Source organism: Paenibacillus sp. cl6col (assembly GCF_900102125.1).
In the GTDB taxonomy this organism is placed as follows: Bacteria; Bacillota; Bacilli; order Paenibacillales; family Paenibacillaceae; genus Paenibacillus_B; species Paenibacillus_B suaedae.
This window is the reverse complement of record NZ_FNAZ01000008.1, coordinates 106,570-132,760: the sequence shown is the minus strand read 5'-3', so window position 1 is coordinate 132,760 and position 26,191 is coordinate 106,570. Positions and strand designations below refer to the sequence as shown.

Sequence of the window (26,191 nt, the reverse complement as noted above, 5' to 3'; positions counted from 1 at the left end):
CCAAGTTGTTGACTATAAGATAGTATATTTTTGCGCCTCGCTGCAATATTGAGAAAGAAAATCGAGACGAATCACATCTTGTAAACGAGCACTTTGCAACCTTGGAACAATGCGATTCAAATTAGGTTGAATCAAGAAAAGGCTAATTATTCATCTACGAATGAACGTCTAGTGTTTGCCATTAGAAAATTCAAGATACAACATATACGAGTCTTCACTTGTATCTTCGACTTAGGGTGAATCTATGACGAGCACAAAAAAGATGGAGAAAACATGGAACAATTCTTGAATCCAAGAAACCAAATGGCTGGTAATATCGTCTAATTAGATAGGGGTATGTACAAATGAGCATATATTATGACTCTTTGTGCGAAAAATAGGAAGGGGAGAATGAGTTGGCGTCAAAGTGGAAAATAGGGGTGCTGCTGCTTACGGTAGTAGCTTTAATGAGTGGCTGTCTCGGGGAAAAACCGGTGCTAGAGCAGCTGGAAGAAGGGAAAGGTAAGATTAAGGTCGTTAGTTATAACGAGGAATCTTTCTATAGTGAGTATGGAAATTATTTCAATATCAAATACCCGGATATCGAATTTGAAGTCGTTAGCTATCAAGAACTGTATGCCAACAATCAGGATGGCGAACCATTTGATTATGATGAAGAAATGGAAAAGTTCATAGAAAAAAATAAGCCGGATGTGCTTCTCTTAAACGATAAGCTGTTCGAAAAGTATGCGCAAAGTGGAAAGCTGTATGGTCTTGATCAAATTATTAGCCAAGAAAAATTTGATTTGGAAGGCTACATGCCAGGCCTAATTGATATGATCCGCTCCAAGGGGAACGGTACTCTATATGGATTGGCGCCGTCCTTCTATACGAATGTACTGTACTATAATCGAGATCTATTTAAGGAGCATAATGTAGAGCCGCCGAGCAACAAGATGAGCTGGCAGGAGATTATCGACTTGTCCAAGCGATTTACTTCTATCGGTTCGGGAGACAATCAAGTCTATGGATATTATCAACCCTATGGAGACATACGATCTGCCGTGAATCAAATCGTCTCATCCTCTGCATTGAATCTATTCGATACGAAGGGCGAGAAGCTGCTTATTAATTCGGATGGATGGAAGAAGGCAATTAAGATGGCAACAGATGCCGTGCGCGACAAATCGATTGGCATTCCATCTTCCGAGCAAAGAAGTATGTCGGATGATCCGTTCTTCCAGGGTAAGGCGGCGATGGTAACGGAGGGGACTTGGTTTGCACAGCAACTCAGGGATCGCCCTCGTTATGATAAGAAGGTAAAAGAAATCAATTGGGACATCGTAACAGCACCAATCGATCCTTCGAGTCCTGACGAATCAAGTAATGTGGGCTTATCTGATATTTATGGGGTTGCAGCTGATTCCCCAAATAAGCGTGCGGCCTGGGAATTCGTCAAGTTCATAAATGGGCCTGAAATGGCGAAGGCTTCTGCACGTTCCATGACTGGCCGTATTCCAACACGTAAGGACTATTTCAAGGAGATTGATGGCCGCAGCACAGAGCCATTTTACCTATTGAAACCTAAATTGGGTGCATCTTCATCAGGCTTTTGGAATAGTAAAATTCCAGAGAAATTCCATGAGGGCTTCATGCCATTGGTAAATACGTCGCTACAAGCGGTAGTCGATAATAAGAAGACGGTGGATGAAGCTGTAGCTGAATTGGAAACGAAGGGGCAGCAAATGCTTAATAAAGCGAATGAAGAGCAAAAGGCCAAATCAAAAGATAAAAAATAATAGAATCTGAATCAAGATCCATCACAGATCCATCATAGAACCTTCTATGGTGGATTTTTTTATTCACTTATAGATCGGATGGAAGTAGCGGGGAAAATTGATTTCTTTCACATAAAATCAATTCTATTGTTGAATGATGGAAAAATGATCTATATACTTATTGTTGATATTTGGAAAAATAGGAAGGAGAGTTGTGTGTGAAGACGAAATGGAAGCTCGTCATATTTCTACTAACGATTACTTCTATGTTAAGCGGGTGTCTCGGAGAGAAGCCCGTGTTGGAGCAGCTTGATGAGGGAAAAGGCAAAATTAAGGTTCTCTACTATAACGAGGAATCATTCTATCAACAGTATGGCAACTATTTTAATGTGAAATTTCCGGATATTGAATTCGAGGTTGTAAATTCAGAAGATATGTACGCAAATCGGAAGGATAATGAGCCGTTTGATTATGAAGCAGAAATGAAAAAGTTTCTTGATAAGCATAAGCCTGACGTCTTGTTCTTGAATGACACCATGTATGAAACCTATGCGAAGGACGGGAAGCTGTACAACATAGAGGAGATCATTGCACAGGAGAAATTTGATTTGGAAGGCTATATGCCAGGTCTTATTGATATGATTCGTGCGAAAGGGAACGGTACGTTGTATGGACTTGCTCCATCTTTCTATACGAATGTATTGTACTTCAACCGCGCTTTGTTCAAGGAGCACAATATCGAGCCCCCGCGCAATAAGATGAGCTGGCAGGAGGTCATCGATCTGTCGAAGCGCTTTACGGGTATCGGTTCAGGAGACAATCAAATCTTTGGATTGTACCAAGACTATGGAGATGTTGATCGTGTGATGGACAACATTGTCTCTACCTCTGGCTTGAAATTGGTAGACCAGAAGGGCGAGAAGCTGCTTATTAATTCGGACGGTTGGAAGAAGGCCATCACCCTTGCTACCGATGCGATACGGTCGAAGGCCGTCTATGTCCCACCACGAGATAATGGTGAGAATGGACAAATGATGCGGTTCGGTAATGATATGTTCATGAGAGGCAAGGCGGCAATGATGATTGAGAGCACGTGGTTTGCGCGTCAAATTAAGGATCGACATCGTTATGACAAGGAAGCGAAGCAAATCGATTGGGATATCGTCACGGCACCGGTAGATCCAGCAACACCTGATGAGTCTGGCAATGTGTTTTTATCTGAAATTTACGCGATATCCGCAGATTCTCCAAATAAGCGAGCGGCGTGGGAATTCGTTAAGTTCGTCAATGGTACAGAAATGGCGAAGGCTTCTTCCCGAGCGCTAAGTGGACAAATTCCGACCCGCAATCAATATTTCAAGGAAATCGACGGCAGAAGCACGGAACCGTTCTACTTGCTGAAACCGAAGTCTACCGCTGAGCGCTACAACAAAAATATTCCAATGGAATTTTACGAGCCTTATAACCAATTGCTGCGGAAAGCGTTGCAGGATATCGTCGACAACAAGAAGTCGTTAGACGAAGCGGTAGCTGAATTGGAAACAAAGGGGCAAGCCGAATTGATAAAGGCGAAAGAGGCAGAGAAGGCGCGTCTAGCGAAAGAGAAAAAAGGAGATTCGTCTTCGACGAAAACAGAGTCTACAGGCTCTACAGAATCCACTGGATCCACTAAATCAGGTGGCTAACCTGTCCGAATGATATAGATATATGACGTTACAGTACCTATTCTCCATTCCTTCTTGTGGCGAGAATAGGTACTGATCGTTTGAAGGGATGCTGTTATACTATATCTGTTGGAAAATAGAGGGTGGGAGGTCGTGTGTTGGTGAGATGGAAATTCTGGAAGTTGAGTGCTTTACTGCTTGCAGCCATGTTGCTCGTAAGCGGTTGTCTTGGGGACAAGCCGGTGCTTGAGCCGCTAGAGGAAGGAAAGGGAAAGATTAAAGTTCTTTATTATAGTGAGGAATCATTCTATAGGCAGTATGGAAACTACTTCAATATTAAATTCCCGGATATCGAATTTGAAGTCGTTGGTATGGAAGATCTCTATTCGAGCGACGACTATCAAGAAGCACTGAAGAAAATGGTAGAGAAACATAAGCCAGATGTTATGCTTCTGAGCGAGGATATATTTGAGACCTTTGCCGAAGACGGGAAGCTGTACGGCCTAGATGATATCATTGCACAAGAAAAGTTCGATTTAGAAGATTTTATGCCAGGCCTTATCGAGCGTATTAAAAGCAAGGGGGGCGGCAAGTTGTATGGCCTCGCTCCTTCCTTTTATACGCGAGTCTTGTATTACAATGAAGACTTATTCAAGGAGCATCATATTGAATTGCCGAACAACAAGATGAGCTGGAAGGACGTCTTGGATTTGGCCAGACGATTCAGCGGTATTGGTTCAGGTGAGGATCAGGTCTATGGGTATTATCAGGAGTATGGGAACATGAGCAATCTGTTTCAAGATATTGTTAGCTCGTCATCTTTGAAGCAATTTGATGCGAAGGGTGAAAAGCTGCTGATTAACGCTGATGGCTGGAAACAGGCCTTTACACTGGCAACGGATGCGCTGCGAAGCAAGGCTGTATATATGCCACCTAAGGGCGAAGAAGCACAATTTATGAATAATAACTTGTTCGTTCAAGGGAAGGCAGCAATGATGATGAGTGGTACTTGGCTCGCGCAAGAGATTGATAATCGTCCGACCTACGACAAGAAGGCGAAGAAGTTTGCCTGGAACTTCGTCACAGGTCCGATCGACCCTTCGTCTCCAGACGAATCTGCTTATGTGAATTTATCTGAAATCTATACAGTGTCTGCGGACTCAGCGAATAAGCGCGCAGCGTGGGAGTTCGTCAAGTTTGTCAACGGCAATGAAATGGCCAAGGCAGCCTCGCGTTCCATGATGGGAAGCTTGCCGACACGAATGAAGTATAAGAAGGATATTGCAGGTAAGAGCTCGGATCCGCTCTATATGCTGAAGCCAAAATCCTCCTCGGCCTATGGCTGGTGGAACAAACATGTTCCTAGCGCTTTTTATAGCACCTATGATGGTATGGTTCAGCAAGCCCTCGAAGCCGTAATTGAGAAAAAGAAATCCGTGGATGAGGCTGTTGGAGAACTGGAAGCCAAGGGGCAGGCAGCGTTAACGAAAGCGCATGAAGACGAAAAAGCGCGCAAGGCTAAAGAGAAGGGCAAAGAATCAAGTTCTACTGAAAACGGAAAGTCGGGTTGATGAAATTAATAAGATTCTTGTGTGAACAAGCCGTCTGAAAAGACGGCTTTTTATTGTTCATACAGAACGCTCTTATTGTTACAGAAATGTAAGGCCGTGATTAGAGGATATCCATTCGCTTCCTGTCAGGTTGTTCGATATAATGAGAACAGTGAGGTGAAGAGGCATGAAGCCTTTATTGAAGATTGATAGACTAACTGGCGGTTACAGTACAGGCAGACCTGTGCTGCATGATATCTCCTTGCAAGTGAATGCAGGCGAAATGGTTGGCCTCATTGGATTGAACGGCGCAGGGAAGAGTACGACGATGAAGCATATATTAGGACTGCTTGAGCCGCAAGCAGGAAGCGTTTCCATACATGGGAAGACGCTGGCGGAGGATGCGGAAGCGTATCGTGCTGCTATTGCGTATGTACCGGAGTCGCCAATTCTATATGATGCGCTGACGGTGCGCGAGCATCTGGTATGGACGGCTACTGCATATGGCGTCGAACAAGGAGTATTTGAGAAGAGGGTGCGGGAGCTTGCGGAAATGTTCCATATGACCGCACACCTGGATAAAGCTGCACAGCATTTATCGAAGGGGATGCGGCAGAAGACGATGCTCATGTGCGCGTTTGCTGTTCGGCCGCCTTTATATATTATTGATGAGCCTTTCCTTGGACTTGATCCGCTCGGTATTCGATCACTGCTCCAATATATGAAGCAAGTGCAGGCAGAGGGCGCATCATTGCTGGTGAGCTCTCACATTTTGTCGACGATTGAGCATTACTGTGATTCGTTCGTGCTTCTGCATCATGGTAAAGTTCTCGGAGCGGGCACGGTGCATGGAATGCACGATCAATACGAGGCCCAGTCAGGCAAGCGGGCGGAAGAGCGGCTGGAGGAGCTGTTCTATGCGTGGGTTAGCGATGAGTGCATCACTGGTTCTGTGGATGGTGTGCAGCGATGACACAGAGCCGAATGAAGGAGGCATCCACCGTCAATAGTCTGACAGAGGTGCTCCTACATCCTGAGGAGCTATGGGCAAGCCGCAAGCGTGAATTCTGGGGCAAGGTCATGCCTTATATGCGCTACGTCATACAGAGCGGACTCGGGGCACTCATGTTATTCGTGCTCGTGGCAGGGACGGCGTTATATGCTTCCTTTATCGAGCACATTCCACCTACTTTTCCGATTAAGGAGGTTGCCCTGCTGCTGGTAGCGCCCGCAGTTGCCTATACGACCTATCGCACGCTGCTGCGGCCGGCCGATCTTGCCTTTCTGCTGCGCATTGAGCATCGAATGTCCGGCTATATGAAGAGAAGCGTACGCTATAGCCTATGGCCGCGAACAGTACTCCTTATTGCTGTGTGGTGTGTATTGTGGCCGTTATACAGCCGTGCAGAGGATAACCCGAAGAACTTCATCTTTACTTTGATCCTATTGTTGATGCTCAAGGCGGTTGCTGCATTTGGCGCTTGGAAGGAGCGCCACTATAGTGACAATCGCCGTCGAATTGCTGCCCGCTACGTGCGTTATCTATGGGCTTGGGGAGCAACGGCTTGTTGGCTGTGGCTCAATATGCCTGCTGCGCTTCTTGTCATCGGTGTGAGTGGGTTGGTGTACATAGGCTGGTTGGTTACAGGGAGAACGCTGCGTTTTCCATGGGAGGCGCATTTCGAAGCGGAGAAAGCACATGAGGGACGAGTTTATTTGTTTTTGAGTGGATTCGTGGATCTGCCAGCAACAGACGAACGTCGATATGCGAGACCGTGGCTCAATTTCATAGGCAATCGATTTGCATTGCGGAAGCCTTTTGCCTATCGTTATTTACTGATGAAGACGTTGGTGCGAAGTGAGCTGCTGGGCATCTTATTGAGGCTGGTCATCATTGGCGCTGTGCTTTTATATTGGACAAATGCTACAGAGTGGAGTCTCCTGCTGTATGCAGCAGTTGTATTCGTTGCAGGCACACAGATGGGGGCTGTGTTTGCCTTCCATCGACATGATGTGTGGCAGGAAGTTTACCCACTTCCCGTGCATGCACGTCATGAAGCGGCATTATATGCCAGTACCGTTGCGCATACGCTGGCAGCCTTCGCTCTGCTGCTGCCAATTGCAGTCGGGCCATTATCGGTCTCATTCAAGCTAGCCGTGATCGGATCGGGTGTGGCTATCGTCTTGTTGACTAGATGGAAACGTTCGAAGCCGCGCAAGGATGATGAAGATTAATCGAATAGGAAGCATAAAGATTACACATAAAGGGTTCCTAGAATAACATTTCGAAGCGTATGAACGAATTAAATAACTGCAATTGTCTATACGGGACAAGGGTGAGATGCTTTATCTGCTTCCTTGTCTTTTTTTCTGTCAGTATGTTTCATAAGCAGTTCATGCATATGCACTAATTCTTTATTTCGTGTCTAGTCGTACAAGCAGCGACAAGAATACGATACATTGTGACGTCATAGTTATGGTAATGGGATGGCTGAATCCGCTATCATCATCAAATATGCAGCCAATTGAATTCGGCAGGGGATGCCCGTCATGCAGATGAAGGGAGAGGTGAATGTCCGATGGAGCAAGAACGTCGTCAGCTATTGCTTGGGGCAATCATATGCAAGAGGTGCGATCGGATAATTGCCGAGCAAGATACGGAAAAAGTCATGGTGTACTATGTGGAGTGCAATAAGCGCGATTGTAGAGAGCAAACAGCAGTGATGGAGAGAGAGGTACTGTACATTGAAGCTTAGTTCGAATCAGGCGGAGCAGTGGGATAAGACGGTTGTCCAGCGTCATGGCCATTCCAACAGTACGGCTGGCATACGGATTATCGAATTGCATCAGCAGCATATTCATCATGTGGGCACATTATGGCGGGAGACGGAATACAAGAACTTCGTCCCTTATTCGCCTCAATCAAATGGCCTGCATGTTGCGCAGTGCGGCAGTTCTGCAGAAGTGCAGGCTGCTGCAGAAGCAGGGTATCACAAGTTGCTGCTGGCGCCAAGTCATAGCTTATTAATGAAGTCGGAACGTGTTCGTCTCATTCGTGAGATGCTGCTTGCTGGAACGGCGGGAGAACGTGATTCAGCGCTTCAGAAGCTGCTTCCGCTGATGACGGCCGAATATGAACATATGTTGGCTGTCCTTCATCGACATGCTGCTATACATGGATATGTGCGTTTGCTCGATGCCCCAATTATGCAGCTGTTGCCGAGTATAGCCGATTTGGAATTGCGAATGGGAGTAGTTCAGCGCTTTGCGGCCGATTCCGATCTATCAGTGGAACGGCACCGTCTGCATCAGCAGTGGTTGAAGCTTAAGCAATGGAAGCAGTGGCTTCATTCCGGAAACGGGGACAAATGCATGCTGTCGAGCGCAGTTGTGGAATGGATCGATATGCAGGCAGAAGCCTTGTTCCGGGCTGAGCAGCGCTTGGCGAATCAAGGGTATGATATTCAATTAACGGTGCTGCTGCCGTATGAAGCGGGGAGCTGGAAGCAGCATGTCGGCTGCGTCCGTCTGGCTGCCGAGCAAATTCTTGGTGTTCACGCCACACGTAGTTACCCGATTGTCGGGATCCGAATAGAGCATGCGGTTAGCGCTTGGGAGAATATGTCACAATCTGGAAGGCTTGGTGGATTGGGCGGGCAGTTCGTCTTACCGGAAATCGATATGGACTGGGAAGAAGTTGATTTCGTTTGGATGAGTCGGGGAGGGGAGCCGACGAATGAAAACGATCATTTCTAGATGATCGTTCATAATATAGCTCGAACGGTGGAAAAGCCAGTGACGGTGTGGAAGCTGCCGGCACTGGCTTTATTTGAATTTAGAACAATTTAGAACAACCGGTTCAGACATCGCTTGCTTCCTGTGTCTAGTTCAGAGATCGGAGGCACGATACAGCGTCGTCCGAAGCTGTCGAGCAGAATCATTCCCCCTTCTGGTGAAGGCTGGACGTGCTCATGCAAAGTTTCCAGCTCGAGCCTCATTGTTCCTCTATCAGTGATAACCTCCCATTTCCACACCTTGTTCTTCTCATGTATGCTCACGATACTCTCCACTCTAGGAATGAAATACCGACGCTTCAGCTCAAGCTGAATAGCGTCTTGACTGCTGGAATCCAGCTGCTGCAAGTCGCGTACAATGCCAATTTCCTTGCCATCACGATCTCGTACAGATAAGTAGCATAAGGCGTGAGAGAATGGAAATGCCCGATAAATTGATACTTCCGTTGTTACCGTATCTCCATCCCTAAGCTCCAGCAGGCCTCCTTCACTGTGGCGAAAGGATACGGCGGGAGAAAAATAGCGGATATCTTCCGCAAATGCGCTTATGGAAGTGGCGGACTGATCATGATCGTTAGTGTTGTTCGCTGACTGGTTGCGGATATGTTCTTCCTGCTCGGCTTGGTGGAGCGGTTCTTGGACATGTACATCAGGCAAAGAGATACTCCCCTTTCATTTCAGACATTTCCTGTTGAGCCTGCACAAGCTTCGCGTATACTCCATTCTGCGAGAGAAGCTGATCGTGGGAACCGACTTCCACGAGCCTGCCTTGATCCAGGACAATAATACGAGTGGCGTGGCGGAGCGTAGACAGCCGATGAGCAATAGCAAAGGTCGTGCGCCCACGAATGAGTCTCATCATCGCTTCTTGAATCTGGCGTTCTGTGGCGGTATCGACAGAAGCGGTAGCTTCGTCGAGAATCAGGATTGCCGGATCATGGAGAATTGCGCGTGCAATGGCAATCCGCTGCTTCTCACCGCCAGATAATCGTGCTCCGCGTTCGCCGACCCGAGTATCATAACCATCGGGCATTCGGATGATGAAGTCATGTGCATTCGCTATCTTGGCGGCACGCATAATCTCCTCCGGAGATGCGTCAGGCTTCGCATAAGCAATGTTCTGGGCTACAGAACCATCGAATAGAAAGGTTTCCTGAAGAACGACTCCAATATGCTGACGCAAGCTCTCCTGCTTCATGTCTCTAATATCGATCCCGTCGATGCGAATGAGGCCGCTGTCAGGATCATAGAAACGGCAGAGCAGATGAATGAGCGTGGACTTCCCTGCTCCTGAATGACCAACGATACCGATCATTTCTCCAGGCTGTACAGCAAGCGTAAGCTCCTTCAATACGGGACGATACTTCTCGTAACCATAGCTAATATTCTCGAATTGTACGGCTCCGAGTACAGAGGGGAGCCGAATTGCTTGATCTCGATCCGGTACCTCTGGCTTCATATCGATAATTTCAAATATGCGGCCTGCGGCAGCAAACGCCCGGCTGGTCCAGTTTACGGCTTGACTGAACCATTTCAGTGGGCCAAAGAACATACCCAAGTAACCAATGAACGCCATAAGTGTTCCAAGTGTCATATGTTGACCAAGTACGGATTGACCCCCAACGAACCAGACGAGCAGCAAACCAGATTGTGTCACAAGGGAGAACAAGGGGAATACACCCGCCCAAATTCCGTCTACACGAATGGACTGCTTCATTAACACATCATTCGCCTCATGGTAACGACTTCTTTCTGTGCTCTCTTGTCCGAATGCTTTTACGACGCGAATGCCTTGGAGTGTATCGCCTACAATCGTGTTGATGCGATTAAGCGCTCTCCAGTGGATGTACCAGCGCTGATGAATGAATGGCCAGATGACAAAAGAGAAGAAGATGACGATGGGAGCTGGGACGAGTGCTAGCAAAGTAAGCTGCCAATTGAGTGAAGCCATCATGGTGAAAATGGAGATGATGAGCAGAATCTGGCTGGTAACCCATACGACGCCATCGTTCAAAAATTGACTGAGTGCGTCGGCATCATGGTTGACTCGCCCAATGAACTGTGAAGTTTGGCGGCGATCAAAAAATCCGAGCGACAGCTTCATCAGAGAACCATATACATCCTCACGGATATTATGCATAAGCTTACTGCCGGTATGTACGCTGATATAGCCGCGAACGGTCGTCATGACAGAAAGTGTGAGCTGAACAAGACCAAGCATCAGTACGAGTGCGAGCAGGGATGCGGCGGGATGTGTCGTCTGCAGGACATCATCGACGATAATTTTCGTGAGGTAAGGAGGGATAAGTTCAATTAACGTTGTGGCGATGACGAGCAATGAGGCAACCGACATCCATTTCTTAAAAGGCTTCGCATAGTCCAGCACTCTCCTGAATGCCTTGCCCTTATCGGTGCAGCGTAGGCAGCTTTCGTTCTGGTTAACGAGTCGTGCCCCACATTTGGAGCACCGCCGCGGCATGTCATCCACGGATGGAAGCGGCAGCTCATCTCCCTGAATGATTGCTTGGATCAGTCGGCAAGCGAACGCGAACTTCACAGTTTCCATCGATGTGTATCGAACGAGTACGATCGAACCGTGCTCAGTATCTGCGATGAGCTGCGAGCTGCCTATCGCATCATTCGTTCGGCATCTGTTGACAACGCTTACAAGAATGCGTTTTTCTAATTTTCCGGAAGAGGTGCATATGAAGATTTCATCTTGGGAAATCAGCAGCCAGCGTTCAGATAATGTAGCATCGTCCTGAATATCGGCTCTCCCGCAGAAGAGCAGTTCAGCCGTGGTCATACCTGCGGTCGCGAATGGCGGTGATTCGATAAAACGCAAGGATATCCCCCTTTTCAATAAGAATTATTAATATTGGGAAATTGTAACATACAAACTTGTGTTAGGGGAGGGGGATATCGTATAGCTGCATAATGTTGGAGGAACGATTCAAGATAGCACAGAGAACGAATCTAAAATAAAAAGAGCCGCCTAAGGAGCAGTGTTCTACTCCTTAGGCGACAATTGTTCGTTGCACGATAATAGGGCTGCTGAATTGCACGAACAAGCACAGGGTGCTATTTCGTCAGATCAAGAATCCCTTGATAGATCGTATCAAATAATTGCTCTAATTGGTTCTCCTCAATACAGGAGAACGCAACACGCAGATCGGTATCGCCAAGAGCAATTGTGCCGACACCATACTGCTCGAGCAAGTGTGTGCGCAAGGTTTCGGCATGTACATTTTGAAGCTTCAAGCACATGAAATATCCGGAGTTGAATGGATAGTAGCTTAGCACATCTCCGTACTTGCCGCTGTCAAGCAGCTCCTTCACTTTGTTCGCACGCGCCTTCATCAGATTGAACTTGGCTTGCTTCTGCGCTCCGTACTCTGGAGAGTTCAGCGCATGGAGCACGAACGTCTGCGAAGGATGTGGGCCACTGGATATGGTAGCCCGAATGATTCCGATTGTCTTCTGCTCCAAGGCAGCGAGCAGTGCTTCGGACTCAGCTGCGTACGTGATGAAACCTACGCGGAATCCCCATACATACTCTTCCTTCGTAGCTCCATCGACCTTAATTGGCAGGATGTTAGGATGAATGGAAGCCAATTTGCCAAATAAGGATTCATGCATGGAGTCTTCGAAGAAGAGACCGAAGTAAGCATCATCTGTTACCACGACGAGACGCATGCCTGCTTCTGCTGCTTCAAGCAAGGCCGCAGCGATCTGCTCGCCTTCTTCTCTTCCAGGTGTATAGCCAGTTGGGTTATTCGGGAAGTTCAAGACAACGATTGCCTTACCCTTGTCCTTATTGGCAAGCAAGGCATCGCGAAGTCCTGCACTATTGAATTTCCAATTGTCATTATATAACGGATAGTAGACCATCTCTGCATTGCGGCGAATGCCGAACGTGAGCTCGTAGTTCTCCCAGTTCTTCTCTGGAAGCACCACAACATCGCCCTCATCCGCGAACAGATCCGCAACGATGCTGAGTCCATGCGTCAATGCATTCGTCACAATCGGATTGCTGATTGTTACATTGCTAAGCGATGGGTTCTCCGTAAGCATTTTTTCTTTCCATGCTTTGCGCAGTTCAGGCTTGCCTGCTGGCGGTGCATAGGGATAGATATCAGCAGGGTCATAGGCAGACAACGTATCCTGAATGACGCTGAGGTGCATTGGGGTATTGCCTTCCGTAGCGATGCCAATTGTGGCATTGAATGCCTTGGCCTTGCTTTTGGCTTCTGCTGATTGGCTCAGTATGCCTTCCTTCGGGAAGTAGATTTGCTGCGCGAGCCGGGAGAGCATGGCATAAATGTTGGGATTGTGCTGTTGAATTGTTTCGTTCAATTGTTGAGCCAGTTGATTCATGGCGTCCATCCTTCCACCATCATTGTAAGAGGGCCCATTCCATGCATGCATGGAATACGCCCTTGAAATACTTTCTTCATTATAGCATTATGGCTCTTCATTCGTCACGATGAATTGGTTATCATTACCTATAAGCGGCATGCAAATACGATACGCCTAATATTTGATGAGTAAAGAATGAGGTTCAAATTTTGCAAAAGTGATGGTACTATAGTGAAATAGTGCAAATTTTTCGAGCAATCCTACATGAAATTGACTTAATTATGATGGAGAAGAGACCATGTTAGAGAGAAAGAAGGGGGCACTACCGTGTTACAAGCATCGCCGACGCAGTACATTCTGAAGCCGGCTTGCGCGAAGATTACATGTGAACCGAACTGGAAATGGCAGAAGCGAGAGAAGCCAATGCCGAACTATGACCTGTTCTATGTATGGAATGGGGAGGGGGAGCTGACGCTGAATGGCGAAGTCTATGAGATTCGCAAAGGCAGCTGCTTCTTATTCCGTCCGGGGGATCACACATCCGCAACACATAATCCGCAAAAGCCGCTGACATTAACTTATATTCATTTTGATGTGGATGCATCATTGTCGGACATTCCCATGTCCTATCGAGAACTGCACGAAACGGTTGACTTCGAACATTTGCTTGCCAGATATGTGCGCTTGTTTTTGCGGGATACGTATGGTGCAGAGATTGAAGCTCAGCTTGTGCTGAAGCAGTTGATGATTCATCTGCTGCGCGCAGACAAGGAAGAGCCGGATGAGCGGAAGACGAGTCATCAGCTTGCGGAATCCATCCATGAAATTGCGAATTATATCAGGCAAAATCCGGGTGCCAATCATCGTATTCAGCATTTGGCGAAGCGAGCGCAGTTGTCCCCGCGTTATTTCTCAGTGAAGTTCAAGGAACTGATCGGGATGTCTGTGCAGACGTATATTATTCGTTCCCGAATTGAACGAGCGGAGCATCTGCTGCATCATGCTGGAATGAATGTGACGGAAGTGGCGGATGCATTAGGATACAGGGATATTTTCTTCTTCAGCCGCCAGTTTAAGCAATATACAGGACGGAGCCCGTCCGAAATTCGATAAAAGGATCATACAAGCTGCTCTGGGCACTATTGTCCCGGCAGCTTTTTTGTTAGATATGGTTTTGCTCTAAAAAAACGACATCCTTACTGCTTACATAATGATTAGAATTGTTAAGGAACGATAAATTCAGCACGAGGTTATCGACAAAAGGTGTTCACTAGTTTACCTTTAATAGTAGAAAGTATGAGTCGAATAAATATTCATTTTGTTGGAATGTGAGGGATTTACAAGAGATATATATAATGATAGAATTAAGACAATTAATTCCATAATAAGGAGGTGATGGAGTGGGTTCCATCAGTGCTGTTTATTCGACATTAGGAGAATTAATTCAACGTTATCGGTATGAACGGTCAATGACGCAGGCGAAGCTGGCGGAGTTGACAAGAATTAACCGAGGCAGCATCTCCAAGATTGAGAATGGGGACATTAAACGGCCTGATTACGCGACCATACAACCCATTATTTCCGTTCTGAACGTGCCCTTGCGCGAAGTGATTGATGCTTTGTCCTTGACTGACCATCGTTCAGACACTTGGTTCGGATTATTGCATAATTCAACATCGAGTGGGGATTACTCCTTGTCAGCTGAGATCGCTTCCTATCTATTAGCATCCCGCAATGAAGAGAGCGAAGTTCTGCTAGGCAAGCTTTTTCAAATAGTTCAGGAAATATCGAACAATAATGAGCTGAAGCTCTCATTACTGAACATCGTTATTACCTATGCACGAAGTCATGGAATTCAACGCTTCGTTGCGAGAGGAACTTTACATAAGTATTTAATTGAGCGGGACGATTTTTCGAAGATGGAGGCAACTTACCAAACTGGTCACTATGTACTCCATTATGTCGAATTTCTATCTCGTGAGGAGAAAGCCACTTTATATTACAAGCTTGGCGTTCATGCATATAATTTGGGGCTTTACAACGAATGCATAGAGTTATGCAAAAATGCAGTTATTCAAGAAGATGTTGAAAGCAGCTTTAGCGCATACTCTACTTTAGCAATTTGTTCGTCGTATTTTGAACTAGAGCAATATGATATGGCAGAGAAATATATGAAAACATTTAGTTTATTTAGTTTCCCTTTTGTGCAAGAAAATGTAGATTACTGGACAGCAAAACTGAATGAAAAAAAAGGAAACATTGAATTGGCAGTTTCTCAATTTCAGCAATGCTTAGATATTCCTTCGTATAAATTAAATGTTGTTAATTCGTTACTTAGATTATACAGGGTAAACAAAGATATAAATTCAGCAGCAAAACTCATTCAGAATGAACAAGAATACCTTATTCAGAGTGAAGACAACCCTATTTTTATTTCAGGTCGTGCTCATTATTTTTTGAACAAAGGAAAGTACCTTATAGATTCTAGTAAGGAGAATGAGGCTGTTGAGCACTTTATTATGAGTGCAAAATTGTTCTTTAGGTTGAATGAGACAAAAAAAATCTATGAATGTTTAGAGCTTATCTTCCGTCATATGAAGAATGTAAAAGATGATGATGGAATGATAAACAACAAAATGGAAAAGCTGTTTGAAGATTTGAAAAAATAAGGAGGGGAACTTTGTGAAAAAAAAGGCAACTAAAATTTGTGTTTCATTATTAGCGGTTTCTTTTTTGTTAATGCCATCACTAGTAAGTGGTTATGCAGACTCAAGCTATGTAAGAACTGTTAATTCAAGTGGTAATAATGTCAATCAAATTGATAAAATCGTAATGTTTGGTAGCGGTGAGGATTCAAGCCTTCCCTGGTAGTTAAAAAAGATGCTGTTTCTAGGACGCTAATCTTTAGCGTCCTTTTTGTTGTCTATAACGCATTGCAACAAATGTTGAACAGAGTCGAATATATCTTATTTCATAGAATTGTAGTGAAATAAGCAGAATGTTATATAATGACAATGATACATAATTGTCGGATAATAGAAGCAATCATGATTTATAAAAAGAGAATCATTATCGGGAGGCTAACACGATGCGGTTTTACTTTGACATCCCTACTAATGAAACCAGCTTGTCGGATGAAATGTTGCTAGACGAAATCGAAAAAGCCCGCGAGCAACTGCAGGAAGCGTTTGATGGTGGTAAAACATTTACTGACGCTGAAGTTATTGAGCTTAGTCAGCAACTCGATGAATATCTAGTTGAAATTCAAAAGAAAAGACTGCTTAAAAAGGCGATCATGGAGATTGATATTGCTGGATAGCTAGTGATTCATCTGATGGCTAATAACTATCCTGTAAGCGGAGGAAACATGCATGGGTTCCGATTTAGCACACGTGAAACTAGGGGAACTAATCCAATGTTACCGGAATCGGGAGAGTATGACACAACAAGGTTTCGCAAAAGAAGCAGGTGTAGATTATGAAAGTGTTATCGCAATCGAAAAAGGAGAAACACCACTAGATTATGCAGTGCTGCAGTCAGTCATTACAGTACTGCATATTCCGGTGGAAGAAATAGTGGCGGCTTTGCCGACAGAAGAGGTTAGTTCTGAATTATGGCTAGCCCTGTTGGTAGCATATTTACCAAGTAAAGATAGGCAAATACTCGTAGATATTCTTTTTCATTTGTTGGCTTGTCATGATACGGGAAATGAAGATTTGATATACAAGCTATATCATGCGGTTCAGCAAGTGGCAGATAACATTGAGTTGCGGCTTGAGTTACTGGATTATATCATCTCTTATGTCAAAACAAGAGATATGCAGTCTATTGTAACGAGAGGATTGTATTATCGCTATTTAGTGGAGCGGGACGATTTCAGTAGGATGGAGGAAACTTTCCAGTCTGGACAGGCTGTGCTTCACTACGTGGAGTTTCTCCCTCGTGATGATCGAGTGGTTTTCTATTACAAGTTAGGCGTACATGCCTTCCACATAGACCGCTTCTATGAAAGTATTGAGTTAGCTAAGCTAGGAATTGCTGAAGATAGCTCGGAGAGCACCTACAAAGCGTACTCCACCTTGCTTATTTGTTCATCCTATTTTCGACTTGAGGAATATGATCAGGCAGAAAAATATTTGAAAGTATTCAGTCAGTTTCCTTTCTCCTTTGTTCAAGAAAATGTCGATTTTTTAACAACCAAACTCCATGAAAAAAGAGGACACATCGAATTGGCAATTAGCCAATTGCAGAAATGTTTTACAGTGTCTTCTTATAAAATAAGCATTGTGAACTCACTTCTTGATTTGTATCTAACAAAAAATGATAGTACTTCTGCAAGGCAACTACTCCAGCAAGAACATGTATACCTCAATGTAAACTACTTAAATCCAAATTCAATATCAGGACACGCATATTACTACAAACTTAAAGGAAAATGGCTTCATCGATGGGGGAAAAACAGTGAAGCCATTGATTGCTATATCCAAAGTGTAAGCATGTTTGTTGAATTAACCGAAGCTGATGAAGTTTTATTACGAAAGATGGAGCGCACACGGTTGAAGATGATGAATGCAGCCAAAACGGGACGGAATTTAACAGACGTCTCTGTTGTGCAGCTCAGTCAAGAGCTTGATACCTATATCGTTGAAATACAGAAAAAAGGGATATTTAAGAATTATCTATTAAGAGATTAATGAAAAAGAAGCACAATTGATCTCTTTTGTTTCCAGATGGAGATTCACTCACGATTCATCAAGAAAGTGTAATGGAGGATACATGCATGGGGGTTGTAAAACCGAGAAATGAGACCTTGGGGGAATTGATTCGCTCATATCGACATGAATGGAATATATCCCAGCAGGAACTTGCGAACAGGACTGGCGTAACTAAAAAGAGAATTTCGTTCCTGGAATATGGCGGAGCTCCACGAGATTATGCTATCCTACAACCCATTTTCTCTATTTTACATATACCTGCTCATGAAGTCGTAAGTGCTCTTGCCGCTACAAAGATTCAATCGGAGATATGGTTCTGTCTGCTGCAACAACTCGTGTTGTCTGAAGACGATATCTCACTGGCTAGAGAAGTAATGGTTCATCTAATGGCCTCTCAGGACGAGAATTCTAAAGTGCGTTTTGGGAAGATATTAAGCATCGTACAGCAAGGATCAGGCAACTTAGAGTCTCGGCTAGAATTAATGGATGATGCAATCATATATGCCCAAAGGCAAGGCTGGCAGACATATGTTGCAAAAGGATTGTTCTATCGGTATTTAGTGGAACGGGATGATTTCAGTAAAATGGAGGAAACCTATCATTCGGGGAAGCAGGTACTTGCCTATGCTGAAGATCTGACCTGCGAAGATCGTGTTATTCTATATTACAAGTTAAGTGTTCACGCTTATACACTGCGCAAGTATAATGACAGTATTGAATTCGGTAAACTACTGCTGACCTGTGATAAGACAGAGAGTACCTATAAAGCTTACTCCATTTTACTGATTAGTTCTTCTTACTATTATAAATCTCAATTTGAATTGGCAGAGAAGTACCTCAATCGTATTCGATTGACACGCTTCCCGTTCCTGAAGGATCATGTAACTTTAATGCAGGCCAAGTTTCATGAACAACGGGGAGAAACGGAATCAGCTATCTACCATTTGCAGCTGTGTATGGAGTCATCGACTTACAAATTAAATATTGTAAACTCACTACTTCATATCTATCTTCAACAACGAGATATAGATGCAGCACAACATTTGCTCCAAGGTGAATCAGACTATCTGGAAGAAGACTTCTCCAATCCTATGAAAATCAATGAACTTGCAAACTATTACATTAACAAAGGGAAAGTTATGAGCGGAATAAATAGACAGAAAGAAGCTATCGATTATTTCAAAAAGGGGATATCCATGTTCACTAGATTAACGGAAACGGATGAGGCCTTGCTGAGACAATTGGAGCAGACACGATTAAACATGATCAGTGCTGTAACGGATGGCCGGAATCTGACAGATGCTACTGTCGTTCGTCTTAGTCAAGAGCTGGACGGTTATATTGTGGAATTTCAGAAAAAGAGCATTTTAAAAAGAGCAGTGTTAACTACTTAAAGAAAGTTATAGCGCTTTTCTTTAGTAGTCGGTGCCTGAGAAAATGAGCACAGAAAAAGGGGCTTTTCCAATTGCCATGGTTCATGGCCTATGGAAAAGCCCCTTTTCAGTAAGATGCTATGGAACGCAAGTAGGGTTAGCTCTGTGTCTTCTGTACGCGTTCAGTCTTCGCATGGAACGTCCCCAAGCAATCTCCCATTCTAACCTTGGCGCCGAGCGCTAATCCCTCCAGGGGCTCGAATGTATTCGTTTCTGTCAGCAGCACAACGGTTGATCCGAATTCAAAATAGGCAAGATCCTGCCCCTTCTCATAGCTGGACTTCACTTTATCATCCGAATAACGGATGCTGCTCACATTGAGTGCCCCAACTTTCACAACCGCTACTTCACCTTGTCCATGTCGTATGTACGTGATAAGTCGTTCGTTGCGGCTAAGTACACGCGGCATATGATGCAGACCAAAATCATTTACTGGATAGACACGCCCAGGCACATGTTCGCTCTCCACAGTGGTCCCCGTAACGGGGGCGTGAATACGATGATAATCGGAAGGACTTAAATACAGCACGAAGCAATAGCCATGACTATATTTTTGTCGATGAGGAGAGTGGTTCAGCATCTCATCGAGAGTATAATCCTGCCCCTTCACATTAAATATACTGCCTTCCTGAATTGGCCCCATACCTGTAATCACTGCATCTACAGGGCTAGCAAGCTGGTCTTCTGCAGCAGAAATAGGACGCATATCTGGCTTAAGCTTGCGAGTGAAGAATTCATTCAAAGTCCCGTATTGATCCATAGGCTTCTCAGCTTCCTCAACACGGATATTGTACGTCTTCGCAAAGGTTGGAATAAATCGGCGGCTTAATCCGGAGTTGGCGAAGCGGCCTGCGATGCGAGATACCCACTTGCGTGAGGATAATTCAGTTAGTAGCCGTAAAAATCTTTTTTTCATTGTTAATTAATCACCTGGTTTATAAGACACCTGAATTAAGGGCGTCCTGTATTTTTCAACCTCAAGAAACAGAATAAGAAGCATGTTTCCTGTGGACTATCTTGACACAGAACGCCATCATTTTCAATATGATCCTACACAACGCTAAGAATAAAGAGGGTTATTGACTTGCTTGACGAAGCAGAGATGCGCCATAGGCAATGGGATTCACATAGGTTGCTCTCCAACATTCAAGTAAATTAGCCTCACGAAAACTGTAACGTTGATCTCGTCCATTGCATTCGATAAATAAAGGAATTCCATCAGGAGAGATCCCGATATCTAGTCCTAAATCTGCAAGATGGGGCAGGGTGTGTGATAGCCGTGAAGCGACATCTAAGGAGAAGCGGCTGATTCGTTCGCGAAGGATATCAAGCGGAATATAAGGCAGTGCAGAAGCTGCCAGCAGTTCAAATGGATAGACTGTTCCGCCTTGAGCTACGTTCGTGACGAATGTATGCGATGGTGCAACCTTGCCCACGATTCCTGTGATTTTCCATTCTCCGGTTCCGTCTCGTTGTACGGATACACGCAGATCGAAGGGTCTACCCTTATAGCAAACGAGCGGCAAGAGCTGTTGAACCAAAAAGGCCTTCTTCAGCATTTGGGACCTCACGGATGCGGGCAATTTCCCCTCAGGCATCTCGACGGTTCTCCACTTACGGCCCCCTGTTGACGTTCGCAGCATGTAGGTCGTTCTCCACCCTTTGCTTGTTCGCTCAATTTTGGTGAGCCCTCGTCCTATGCTGCTGTTATTAGGCTTCAGTACAATCGCGTCATAGCGTTCCATGAGTCTGGCGATAGAAGAACGAGTTGCGAGGGTTGTGTCTGGCAAATGTGGGGCGATCATATGATCTGCCTTGAGTACGTTGTGAATGCTCATTTTGCCGTATCGATTGACCTCGTTGAATAAGATAATATTCGCTTGAACCAGAGAGCGGATACGCGCGCGTGAAGTGGGACGCAAATAAATCGCTCGGTTATGAATGACTCGTGGAATAGGCATGCGTCGGCGAACATAACCAGTCGGCCCTTTTACATATGCGGCTACTTCCATTCGACGGGTATTTACATCTTCAATTCGGAAGAAGCAAGGGATGATTCCGTTCTGACGCGCAGCTTCTTCATAGAACAGGATAGCTTCGTGCTTCGTCTTGCCACGGATGAGTCCACGCAGCAAGGGAGCATTGAACAAAATGCCGATTCGATTATCGGACATGGTCATACCTCCTTAGGGGCAAAAATGCGATATACAAATAGCCATTGGCGATAATGCATCGTATGTATGTCCAGTATTGGCGGTATGGACGAGTGGATGAAGGCATAATGACTAAATTTGATGCTTGGCTAAGCAGATGAGGAGGAACGAAATGCATCTTCAGAAGGTGGCTGTCATTACGCCAGGAACATTCCCGATTCCTTCTGGATCGAGCAGTTCCGTTGAGCGAGTCGTGGAGCATGTGGTAAGCAAGGCTGCTCAGCGAATAGATGCACGAATTTATGCAAGACTGTGGAGCGGCCAGGAAGAGATAGACACGGTTCGGGGTGTTCCTTGTGTTCGAATTCGAGCGAGCCATGCACGGATGTACGTGCAGGGGGTTATTCGCAGCATGGCTCAGTTCATGCCTGATACGATTCAAATTGAGAACCGTCCCCGATTTGTTCTCCCTATCAAGCGTTCCTTTCCCAATGCCCAAATCATATTGAATCTTCACTCCGTCACCTTCATGAGCCGTAAGCATATTCCCCTGAAATTATTAAGGTCATCACTTCGAGCGGCAGATCGGATTTTCGTCAACAGCCGCTATTTATATCGCAAAGTTGCAGCAGTCTGTCCAAGTTGTGCTTCGCGAATCGTAGTGAATACATTAGGAGTTGACCAAGAGCGATTCCGCTCTAAATGGACGGAAGAAGGAATGCAGCGTTCTGAAGCAGGCAAGGACATGCTAGGTTGGGCGGATCGCAAAATCATTCTATATGTCGGGCGTCTTATTCCCTTAAAGGGAGTTCATCATTTATTGAAGGCCATTCCGCGTGTCATTGCGAGGCAGCCTAAGGCGCTATTTGTCATCGTCGGCAGCGCGTTTTATGGATCTGCACGGAGAACCGTCTATGTGCGTAAGCTTGAGCGTTTGGGCAGAGTGTATCCGAAGCACGTTAGATTCGTCCCTTATGTATCCCATGAACAAATACCGGATTGGTATTTGCTAGCGGATGTTGTAGTCATGCCTTCGGTCGAGAAGGAGGCATTCGGTTTAGTCAATGTGGAAGCGATGGCTTCTGGAGTCCCTGTACTTGCAACACGTGTCGGAGGCATTCAAGAGGTTGTTGCAGACGGGATTACAGGCGTGCTCGTGCGGCCGTTTCGGCTAAGCATACGGCTTGCGAATGAACTAAACCGGTTATTGGATGATGATGAACGAAGAAAGAGAATGGGGGAAGCGGCTGTGGAACATGTACAGAATCATTTTACATGGGACAAAACAGCCGAGCGGTGGGCTAACGAAATAGGCGCTCCTGCAGAGCAATAGATTCATACGTATAGGCGAGTGTCGGGGAGAGCACTGGGTGCATATGATGGATTAGGTGTAGGTAGAAGCCCATCGGAAAGGAGAGAGTGCAGCGTGAAAAAGAAAAAAGGGAGCTTGTCCCCGAAAGGAAAGAGGCCTTCCTATTATGTAGATAATCCGAATAGGTCGGAACTGAAAATGTTGGATCGATTATCGAAATCTAAGCCTAGTTCGGATCAATTATCGAAATCTGAGCCCCATTTGGATCAATTATCGAAATCTAAGCCCGATAGTGTTGCACAGTCCAAGAAAGCTAACATCAATGCGTTTGCGACAGCACAGGAAGAAATGAACCATCTGATGAAACAAGCAAAGCTGGCTCTTCAGCAGGCAAAGAGAGGCAATGTTGCCATGAAGCAGCCCACAGCAGGTGAAGGTTCTTCGAAGTCGAAGACACCATCTTTGGATGCCCATGTAAGTAGAGAAGAGAACATACCAACGCCTGTACCTCCATTCACTATATCCCCAGACATTGAGCATAGCGAGCAGAAGGCGCAGTCCACTCAAGTTTCGGAAGTCGAAGCTTCCACACTCACTGGCGTAAACGCACCTTCATCGAAGCAAGCAGATAGCAAGCTTTCGAAAGCAACCCGCACAGAAAAGAAGAAGACTAAAAATCCATCAAAGCCTATTAGAGGAACGGTGTCCCAAGATGTAGAGGTTGAAGCTTCCTCAGTTGATGCTTCCTCTATGGACACACTCCATGTGCTTGAAAACAATCCAGTTGAGCAAACGGAGCAGAAGGTAGACGTTGATGCAGTAATAGCTGTGCAGGCAGAGAAGGAAAAACGGCTTTTCGAGAAGAGAAGCATTTTCCGGCCAAAAGCGATTGTATATACCGATGATATCGTGGATGAGGCTGTTACCAATGAGAAACTGGCTGCGTATTCGATAAGCGGATCCAAGATTAAACGTGAGAGCATTGATTCTGATGCGCTAAAGGATCATTCTGTCACATCGATTAAAATTGCAGATGAAGCAATCACTGGCGGGAAGATCGCTCCTGATTCGATTATGGGTGAGCACCTCATTCGCAATGCGATTTCAGGCAGTAAAATTCGAGATCGTTCTATTACAGGAGGCAAAATTAAGGACGGCAGTATAACCTCCGAGAAGCTGGCTGATAAGACGATCGATTCTGATAAATTAGCGGAAGGCTCTATTCATACGAAGCATTTGAGCGAACTAATCATCTCGAATGAATTGATTCAAGACCAATCCATAACCTCTGAAAAGATACGCAGCGGTGCGATCCATACGGAAAACTTGGCCAATGGCGCTGTGGACACATCCAAGCTTAGTGATGATGTAGTCACGAATTCGAAGCTGCGGAATCATGCTGTAACGAGCGATAAAATAGCCCCCTCTAGCATTGTTAGCGACCATTTAGCTGATGAAATTATTGTGAGTCGTATCATCGCTGAACGTGCTGTTGAGAGTCGACATATTGGTTCCAACCAAATTGAAGGCTCCCATCTTACCCCGAATATGATTAGCAGCTATCATCTTCAGCCTCAATCAATTCATTCGATCCATCTTGCAGCAGAAACAGTTCAATCTGCCCATTTGCAGAAGGAAGCGGTCCATCAGAAGCATGTGCGCGAAGGAGAAATTCATAGCTGGCATTTGCACGAGCAGGCTGTAACGACAGATAAATTAGCGGATCAATCAGTCGCAACAGCAAAGTTGATAGATCAAGCTGTCACTTCCACCAAAATCGCCGATCAGAGTATTACTTCGCAAAAAATTGCAGATGCCATGATTCAGTCTCGTCATGTTGTCAAGCATGCAATAAACACGCAGCAGATCGCACCACTTGCCATAGTCGGTCTTCATATTCAGGAAGAGGCGATCGGCGGGGAGCATATTGAGCAAGATAGCATTGCAAATCGGCATGTGCAGGACGGGGCAATTGATAAGCGTACGATTACTTCAGGCGCAGTAGAAGGGAGACATTTAGTCGCGAATGCTGTTAACACAGCGCATCTCGTAGATGAGGCAGTGACAACAAGCAAGTTGGGTGTACACAGCGTTACCTCTTTGCAGCTCGCTGATGAGGCGGTTACTCGTCAAAAGCTGACGAATCAAAGTGTGACGGCTGAGATATTGGCTGACGATAGCGTAACTTCCCGTCACATCAGTGCGGGTGCAGTAGGGGCCAAGGAAATAGAGCTGTACTCCATCAAGGATGAACATATTTCACCAGGAGCAATTAGCGAAGAACATATCCGAGCTCAATCGATTGATGCGGCTATGCTGAAGCAAGAAGCGGTAACGAGTGAGAAGATTGCTCCGCATGCTGTACGAGACAGACACATAGGTTCATCCTCCATATACTCCCATCACTTGGCTGATCATGTGGTTACATCCCTCAAGTTGTCCCCAGAGAGTGTATCCAGCGACAAGTTAAGTGATATGTCGGTTACATCCAGCAAGCTTGCGAATAAGAGTGTTACTTCTGAGAAATTAGCAGCGGGCAGTGTAGAATCCATCCATTTGACAAAAGGTGCAGTAAGCTCGGAAGCAATTGCCTATGAAGCTGTTGAGGCGGAGCATCTTGCTCCCGGATTGGTATCAGGCAAGCATGTAGAAGCGCAGGCGATTGACACCTATCAGCTTGCAGAACAGTCGGTAACGGCCTCCAAGCTGGCTCCAGGGTCAGTGGAAGGGACACATATTCAGCCACAGGCTGTTGCGGACGAACACTTGGCATCTGGGGCAGTTCGTATTGAACATCTCGATGATGAATTGTTTACGATGTTGAATAATCTCGTCAATCCCCCACCAGCAGAGCCCATAATCATTGGATCGTCTCAACTTGAACCATTTGCTGTAATGAAAGACCATATAGGGCCCAATGCTATCCATGCAAAACATATATCAGTAGCAGCTATCCATGGATCTCATCTGGCGGCAGGAGAAATAAACAGCCAGCATATGGCCAGCGGCTCGATTGATGAGACGCATCTCGTAGCGAATGCTGTGCATGGGCATCATCTTGCCCCGGAGAGCGTAGAATCGATTCATGTGCAGCCGGAGTGTATCCAAGCTCAGCACATGAGCCAAGGAGCAATAAGCTCGGAGCACGTGAGCCAAGGAGCAATAACAGCGGAGCATGTGAGCCAAGGAGCAATAAGCTCGGAGCACGTGAGCCACGGGGCAATAAGCTCGGAGCACGTAAGCCACAGGGCAATAAGCGCGGAGCATGTGAGCCAAGGAGCGATAACTGCGGAGCACGTGAGCCACGGGGCAATAACATCGGAGCACGTGAGCCAAGGAGCGATCACTGCGGAGCATGTGAGCCACGGGGCAATAAGCTCGGAGCACGTGAGCCACGGGGCAATAAGCTCGGAGCATGTGAGCCAAGGAGCGATAAGCTCGGAGCATGTGAGTC

Annotated in this window: 19 protein-coding genes and 1 pseudogene; 15 read left to right on the top strand and 5 right to left on the bottom strand. The window is 45.6% G+C overall.

The window, feature by feature from the left end:
* The first annotated feature begins 395 nt into the window (after nt 1-395).
* The 7 genes from BLS15_RS20480 to BLS15_RS20450 all read left to right on the top strand — a co-directional run bounded on the left by BLS15_RS20480 (nt 396) and on the right by BLS15_RS20450 (nt 8,727).
* Nucleotides 396-1,778, top strand: coding sequence for an ABC transporter substrate-binding protein (locus tag BLS15_RS20480; RefSeq protein ID WP_021252688.1), 1,383 nt, complete (start codon nt 396-398; stop codon nt 1,776-1,778).
* A gap of 197 nt (nt 1,779-1,975) precedes the next feature.
* On the top strand, nt 1,976-3,442 hold the full coding sequence (locus tag BLS15_RS20475) for an ABC transporter substrate-binding protein (RefSeq protein WP_036667650.1): 1,467 nt from the start codon (nt 1,976-1,978) through the stop codon (nt 3,440-3,442).
* A 140-nt stretch (nt 3,443-3,582) separates the two neighbouring features.
* Nucleotides 3,583-4,992, top strand: coding sequence for an ABC transporter substrate-binding protein (locus BLS15_RS20470; protein WP_021252690.1), 1,410 nt, complete (start codon nt 3,583-3,585; stop codon nt 4,990-4,992).
* 166 nt (nt 4,993-5,158) lie between these two features.
* The gene (locus BLS15_RS20465; RefSeq protein ID WP_090513591.1) at nt 5,159-5,944 is read left to right on the top strand and encodes an ABC transporter ATP-binding protein; all 786 of its coding nucleotides are present in this window, start codon (nt 5,159-5,161) and stop codon (nt 5,942-5,944) included.
* The gene (locus BLS15_RS20460) at nt 5,941-7,206 is read left to right on the top strand and encodes an ABC transporter permease (RefSeq protein ID WP_090513587.1); all 1,266 of its coding nucleotides are present in this window, start codon (nt 5,941-5,943) and stop codon (nt 7,204-7,206) included. The genes BLS15_RS20465 and BLS15_RS20460 overlap by 4 nt, the downstream gene beginning before the upstream one ends.
* A 344-nt stretch (nt 7,207-7,550) precedes the next feature.
* Nucleotides 7,551-7,727, top strand: a complete 177-nt coding sequence (locus BLS15_RS20455) for a GapA-binding peptide SR1P (protein WP_090513584.1) — start codon at nt 7,551-7,553, stop codon at nt 7,725-7,727.
* Nucleotides 7,717-8,727 carry a hypothetical protein gene (locus tag BLS15_RS20450; protein ID WP_021252693.1) on the top strand — a complete coding sequence of 337 codons (1,011 nt, stop codon included), beginning with the start codon at nt 7,717-7,719 and terminating at the stop codon, nt 8,725-8,727. Before BLS15_RS20455 ends, BLS15_RS20450 begins: the two co-directional genes overlap by 11 nt.
* Nucleotides 8,728-8,816: 89 nt before the next feature.
* Here the strand turns inward: BLS15_RS20450 and BLS15_RS20445 are convergent, their stop codons facing one another.
* From BLS15_RS20445 to BLS15_RS20435, 3 genes are all read right to left on the bottom strand, one after another.
* On the bottom strand, nt 8,817-9,422 hold the full coding sequence (locus tag BLS15_RS20445) for a DUF1854 domain-containing protein (RefSeq protein WP_021252694.1): 606 nt from the start codon (nt 9,420-9,422) through the stop codon (nt 8,817-8,819).
* Nucleotides 9,415-11,610: an ABC transporter ATP-binding protein gene (locus tag BLS15_RS20440; protein ID WP_139170704.1), complete on the bottom strand. Its 2,196-nt coding sequence runs from the start codon at nt 11,608-11,610 to the stop codon at nt 9,415-9,417. The genes BLS15_RS20445 and BLS15_RS20440 overlap by 8 nt, the downstream gene beginning before the upstream one ends.
* Before the next feature lie 236 nt (nt 11,611-11,846).
* Nucleotides 11,847-13,142: an aminotransferase class I/II-fold pyridoxal phosphate-dependent enzyme gene (locus BLS15_RS20435; protein WP_021252696.1), complete on the bottom strand. Its 1,296-nt coding sequence runs from the start codon at nt 13,140-13,142 to the stop codon at nt 11,847-11,849.
* A 309-nt stretch (nt 13,143-13,451) separates the two neighbouring features.
* On the opposite strand from BLS15_RS20435, the gene BLS15_RS20430 reads away from it, so the two are divergent.
* From BLS15_RS20430 to BLS15_RS20405, 6 genes are all read left to right on the top strand, one after another.
* Nucleotides 13,452-14,237, top strand: coding sequence for a helix-turn-helix domain-containing protein (locus BLS15_RS20430; RefSeq protein ID WP_021252697.1), 786 nt, complete (start codon nt 13,452-13,454; stop codon nt 14,235-14,237).
* A 287-nt stretch (nt 14,238-14,524) separates the two neighbouring features.
* Nucleotides 14,525-15,793: a helix-turn-helix domain-containing protein gene (locus BLS15_RS20425; RefSeq protein ID WP_028533761.1), complete on the top strand. Its 1,269-nt coding sequence runs from the start codon at nt 14,525-14,527 to the stop codon at nt 15,791-15,793.
* Nucleotides 15,794-15,806: 13 nt separating this feature from the next.
* A complete protein-coding gene (locus BLS15_RS20420; RefSeq protein ID WP_028533762.1) occupies nt 15,807-15,995 on the top strand; it encodes a hypothetical protein in 189 nt (62 codons plus the stop codon).
* Nucleotides 15,996-16,212: 217 nt separating this feature from the next.
* Nucleotides 16,213-16,443 (top strand): aspartyl-phosphate phosphatase Spo0E family protein, encoded by a 231-nt coding sequence (locus BLS15_RS20415; protein ID WP_036667651.1) that lies wholly within the window; start codon nt 16,213-16,215, stop codon nt 16,441-16,443.
* 52 nt (nt 16,444-16,495) lie between these two features.
* On the top strand, nt 16,496-17,818 hold the full coding sequence (locus tag BLS15_RS20410) for an XRE family transcriptional regulator (RefSeq protein ID WP_028533763.1): 1,323 nt from the start codon (nt 16,496-16,498) through the stop codon (nt 17,816-17,818).
* 86 nt (nt 17,819-17,904) lie between these two features.
* On the top strand, nt 17,905-19,233 hold the full coding sequence (locus BLS15_RS20405) for an XRE family transcriptional regulator (RefSeq protein WP_028533764.1): 1,329 nt from the start codon (nt 17,905-17,907) through the stop codon (nt 19,231-19,233).
* Nucleotides 19,234-19,369: 136 nt separating this feature from the next.
* Here BLS15_RS20405 and asd read toward each other — a convergent pair whose 3' ends face one another.
* The gene (gene asd / locus BLS15_RS20400) at nt 19,370-20,188 is read right to left on the bottom strand and encodes an archaetidylserine decarboxylase (protein ID WP_021252702.1); all 819 of its coding nucleotides are present in this window, start codon (nt 20,186-20,188) and stop codon (nt 19,370-19,372) included.
* Between the two features lie 160 nt (nt 20,189-20,348).
* Nucleotides 20,349-21,446: a YheC/YheD family endospore coat-associated protein gene (locus BLS15_RS20395; protein ID WP_028533766.1), complete on the bottom strand. Its 1,098-nt coding sequence runs from the start codon at nt 21,444-21,446 to the stop codon at nt 20,349-20,351.
* A gap of 151 nt (nt 21,447-21,597) precedes the next feature.
* Here BLS15_RS20395 and BLS15_RS20390 point away from each other — a divergent pair, with 151 nt between their 5' ends.
* Together BLS15_RS20390 and BLS15_RS29110 are read left to right on the top strand one after the other, a co-directional pair.
* Complete coding sequence (locus BLS15_RS20390) at nt 21,598-22,758, top strand: glycosyltransferase family 4 protein (RefSeq protein WP_021252704.1); 1,161 nt, start codon at nt 21,598-21,600, stop codon at nt 22,756-22,758.
* 93 nt (nt 22,759-22,851) lie between these two features.
* Nucleotides 22,852-26,191, top strand: a pseudogene (locus tag BLS15_RS29110) (hypothetical protein); the annotation flags it as partial.

Excerpts from the sequence above, each read along its gene's own strand:
- BLS15_RS20465 (WP_090513591.1), top strand. The coding sequence starts at position 5,159 with ATGAAGCCTTTATTGAAGATTGATAGACTAACTGGCGGTTACAGTACA.
- BLS15_RS20460 (WP_090513587.1), top strand. The coding sequence starts at position 5,941 with ATGACACAGAGCCGAATGAAGGAGGCATCCACCGTCAATAGTCTGACA.
- BLS15_RS20455 (WP_090513584.1), top strand. The coding sequence starts at position 7,551 with ATGGAGCAAGAACGTCGTCAGCTATTGCTTGGGGCAATCATATGCAAG.
- BLS15_RS20435 (WP_021252696.1), bottom strand. The coding sequence starts at position 13,142 with ATGAATCAACTGGCTCAACAATTGAACGAAACAATTCAACAGCACAAT.
- BLS15_RS20415 (WP_036667651.1), top strand. The coding sequence starts at position 16,213 with ATGCGGTTTTACTTTGACATCCCTACTAATGAAACCAGCTTGTCGGAT.
- BLS15_RS20410 (WP_028533763.1), top strand. The coding sequence starts at position 16,496 with ATGGGTTCCGATTTAGCACACGTGAAACTAGGGGAACTAATCCAATGT.
- BLS15_RS20405 (WP_028533764.1), top strand. The coding sequence starts at position 17,905 with ATGGGGGTTGTAAAACCGAGAAATGAGACCTTGGGGGAATTGATTCGC.
- asd (WP_021252702.1), bottom strand. The coding sequence starts at position 20,188 with ATGAAAAAAAGATTTTTACGGCTACTAACTGAATTATCCTCACGCAAG.
- BLS15_RS20395 (WP_028533766.1), bottom strand. The coding sequence starts at position 21,446 with ATGTCCGATAATCGAATCGGCATTTTGTTCAATGCTCCCTTGCTGCGT.
- BLS15_RS20390 (WP_021252704.1), top strand. The coding sequence starts at position 21,598 with ATGCATCTTCAGAAGGTGGCTGTCATTACGCCAGGAACATTCCCGATT.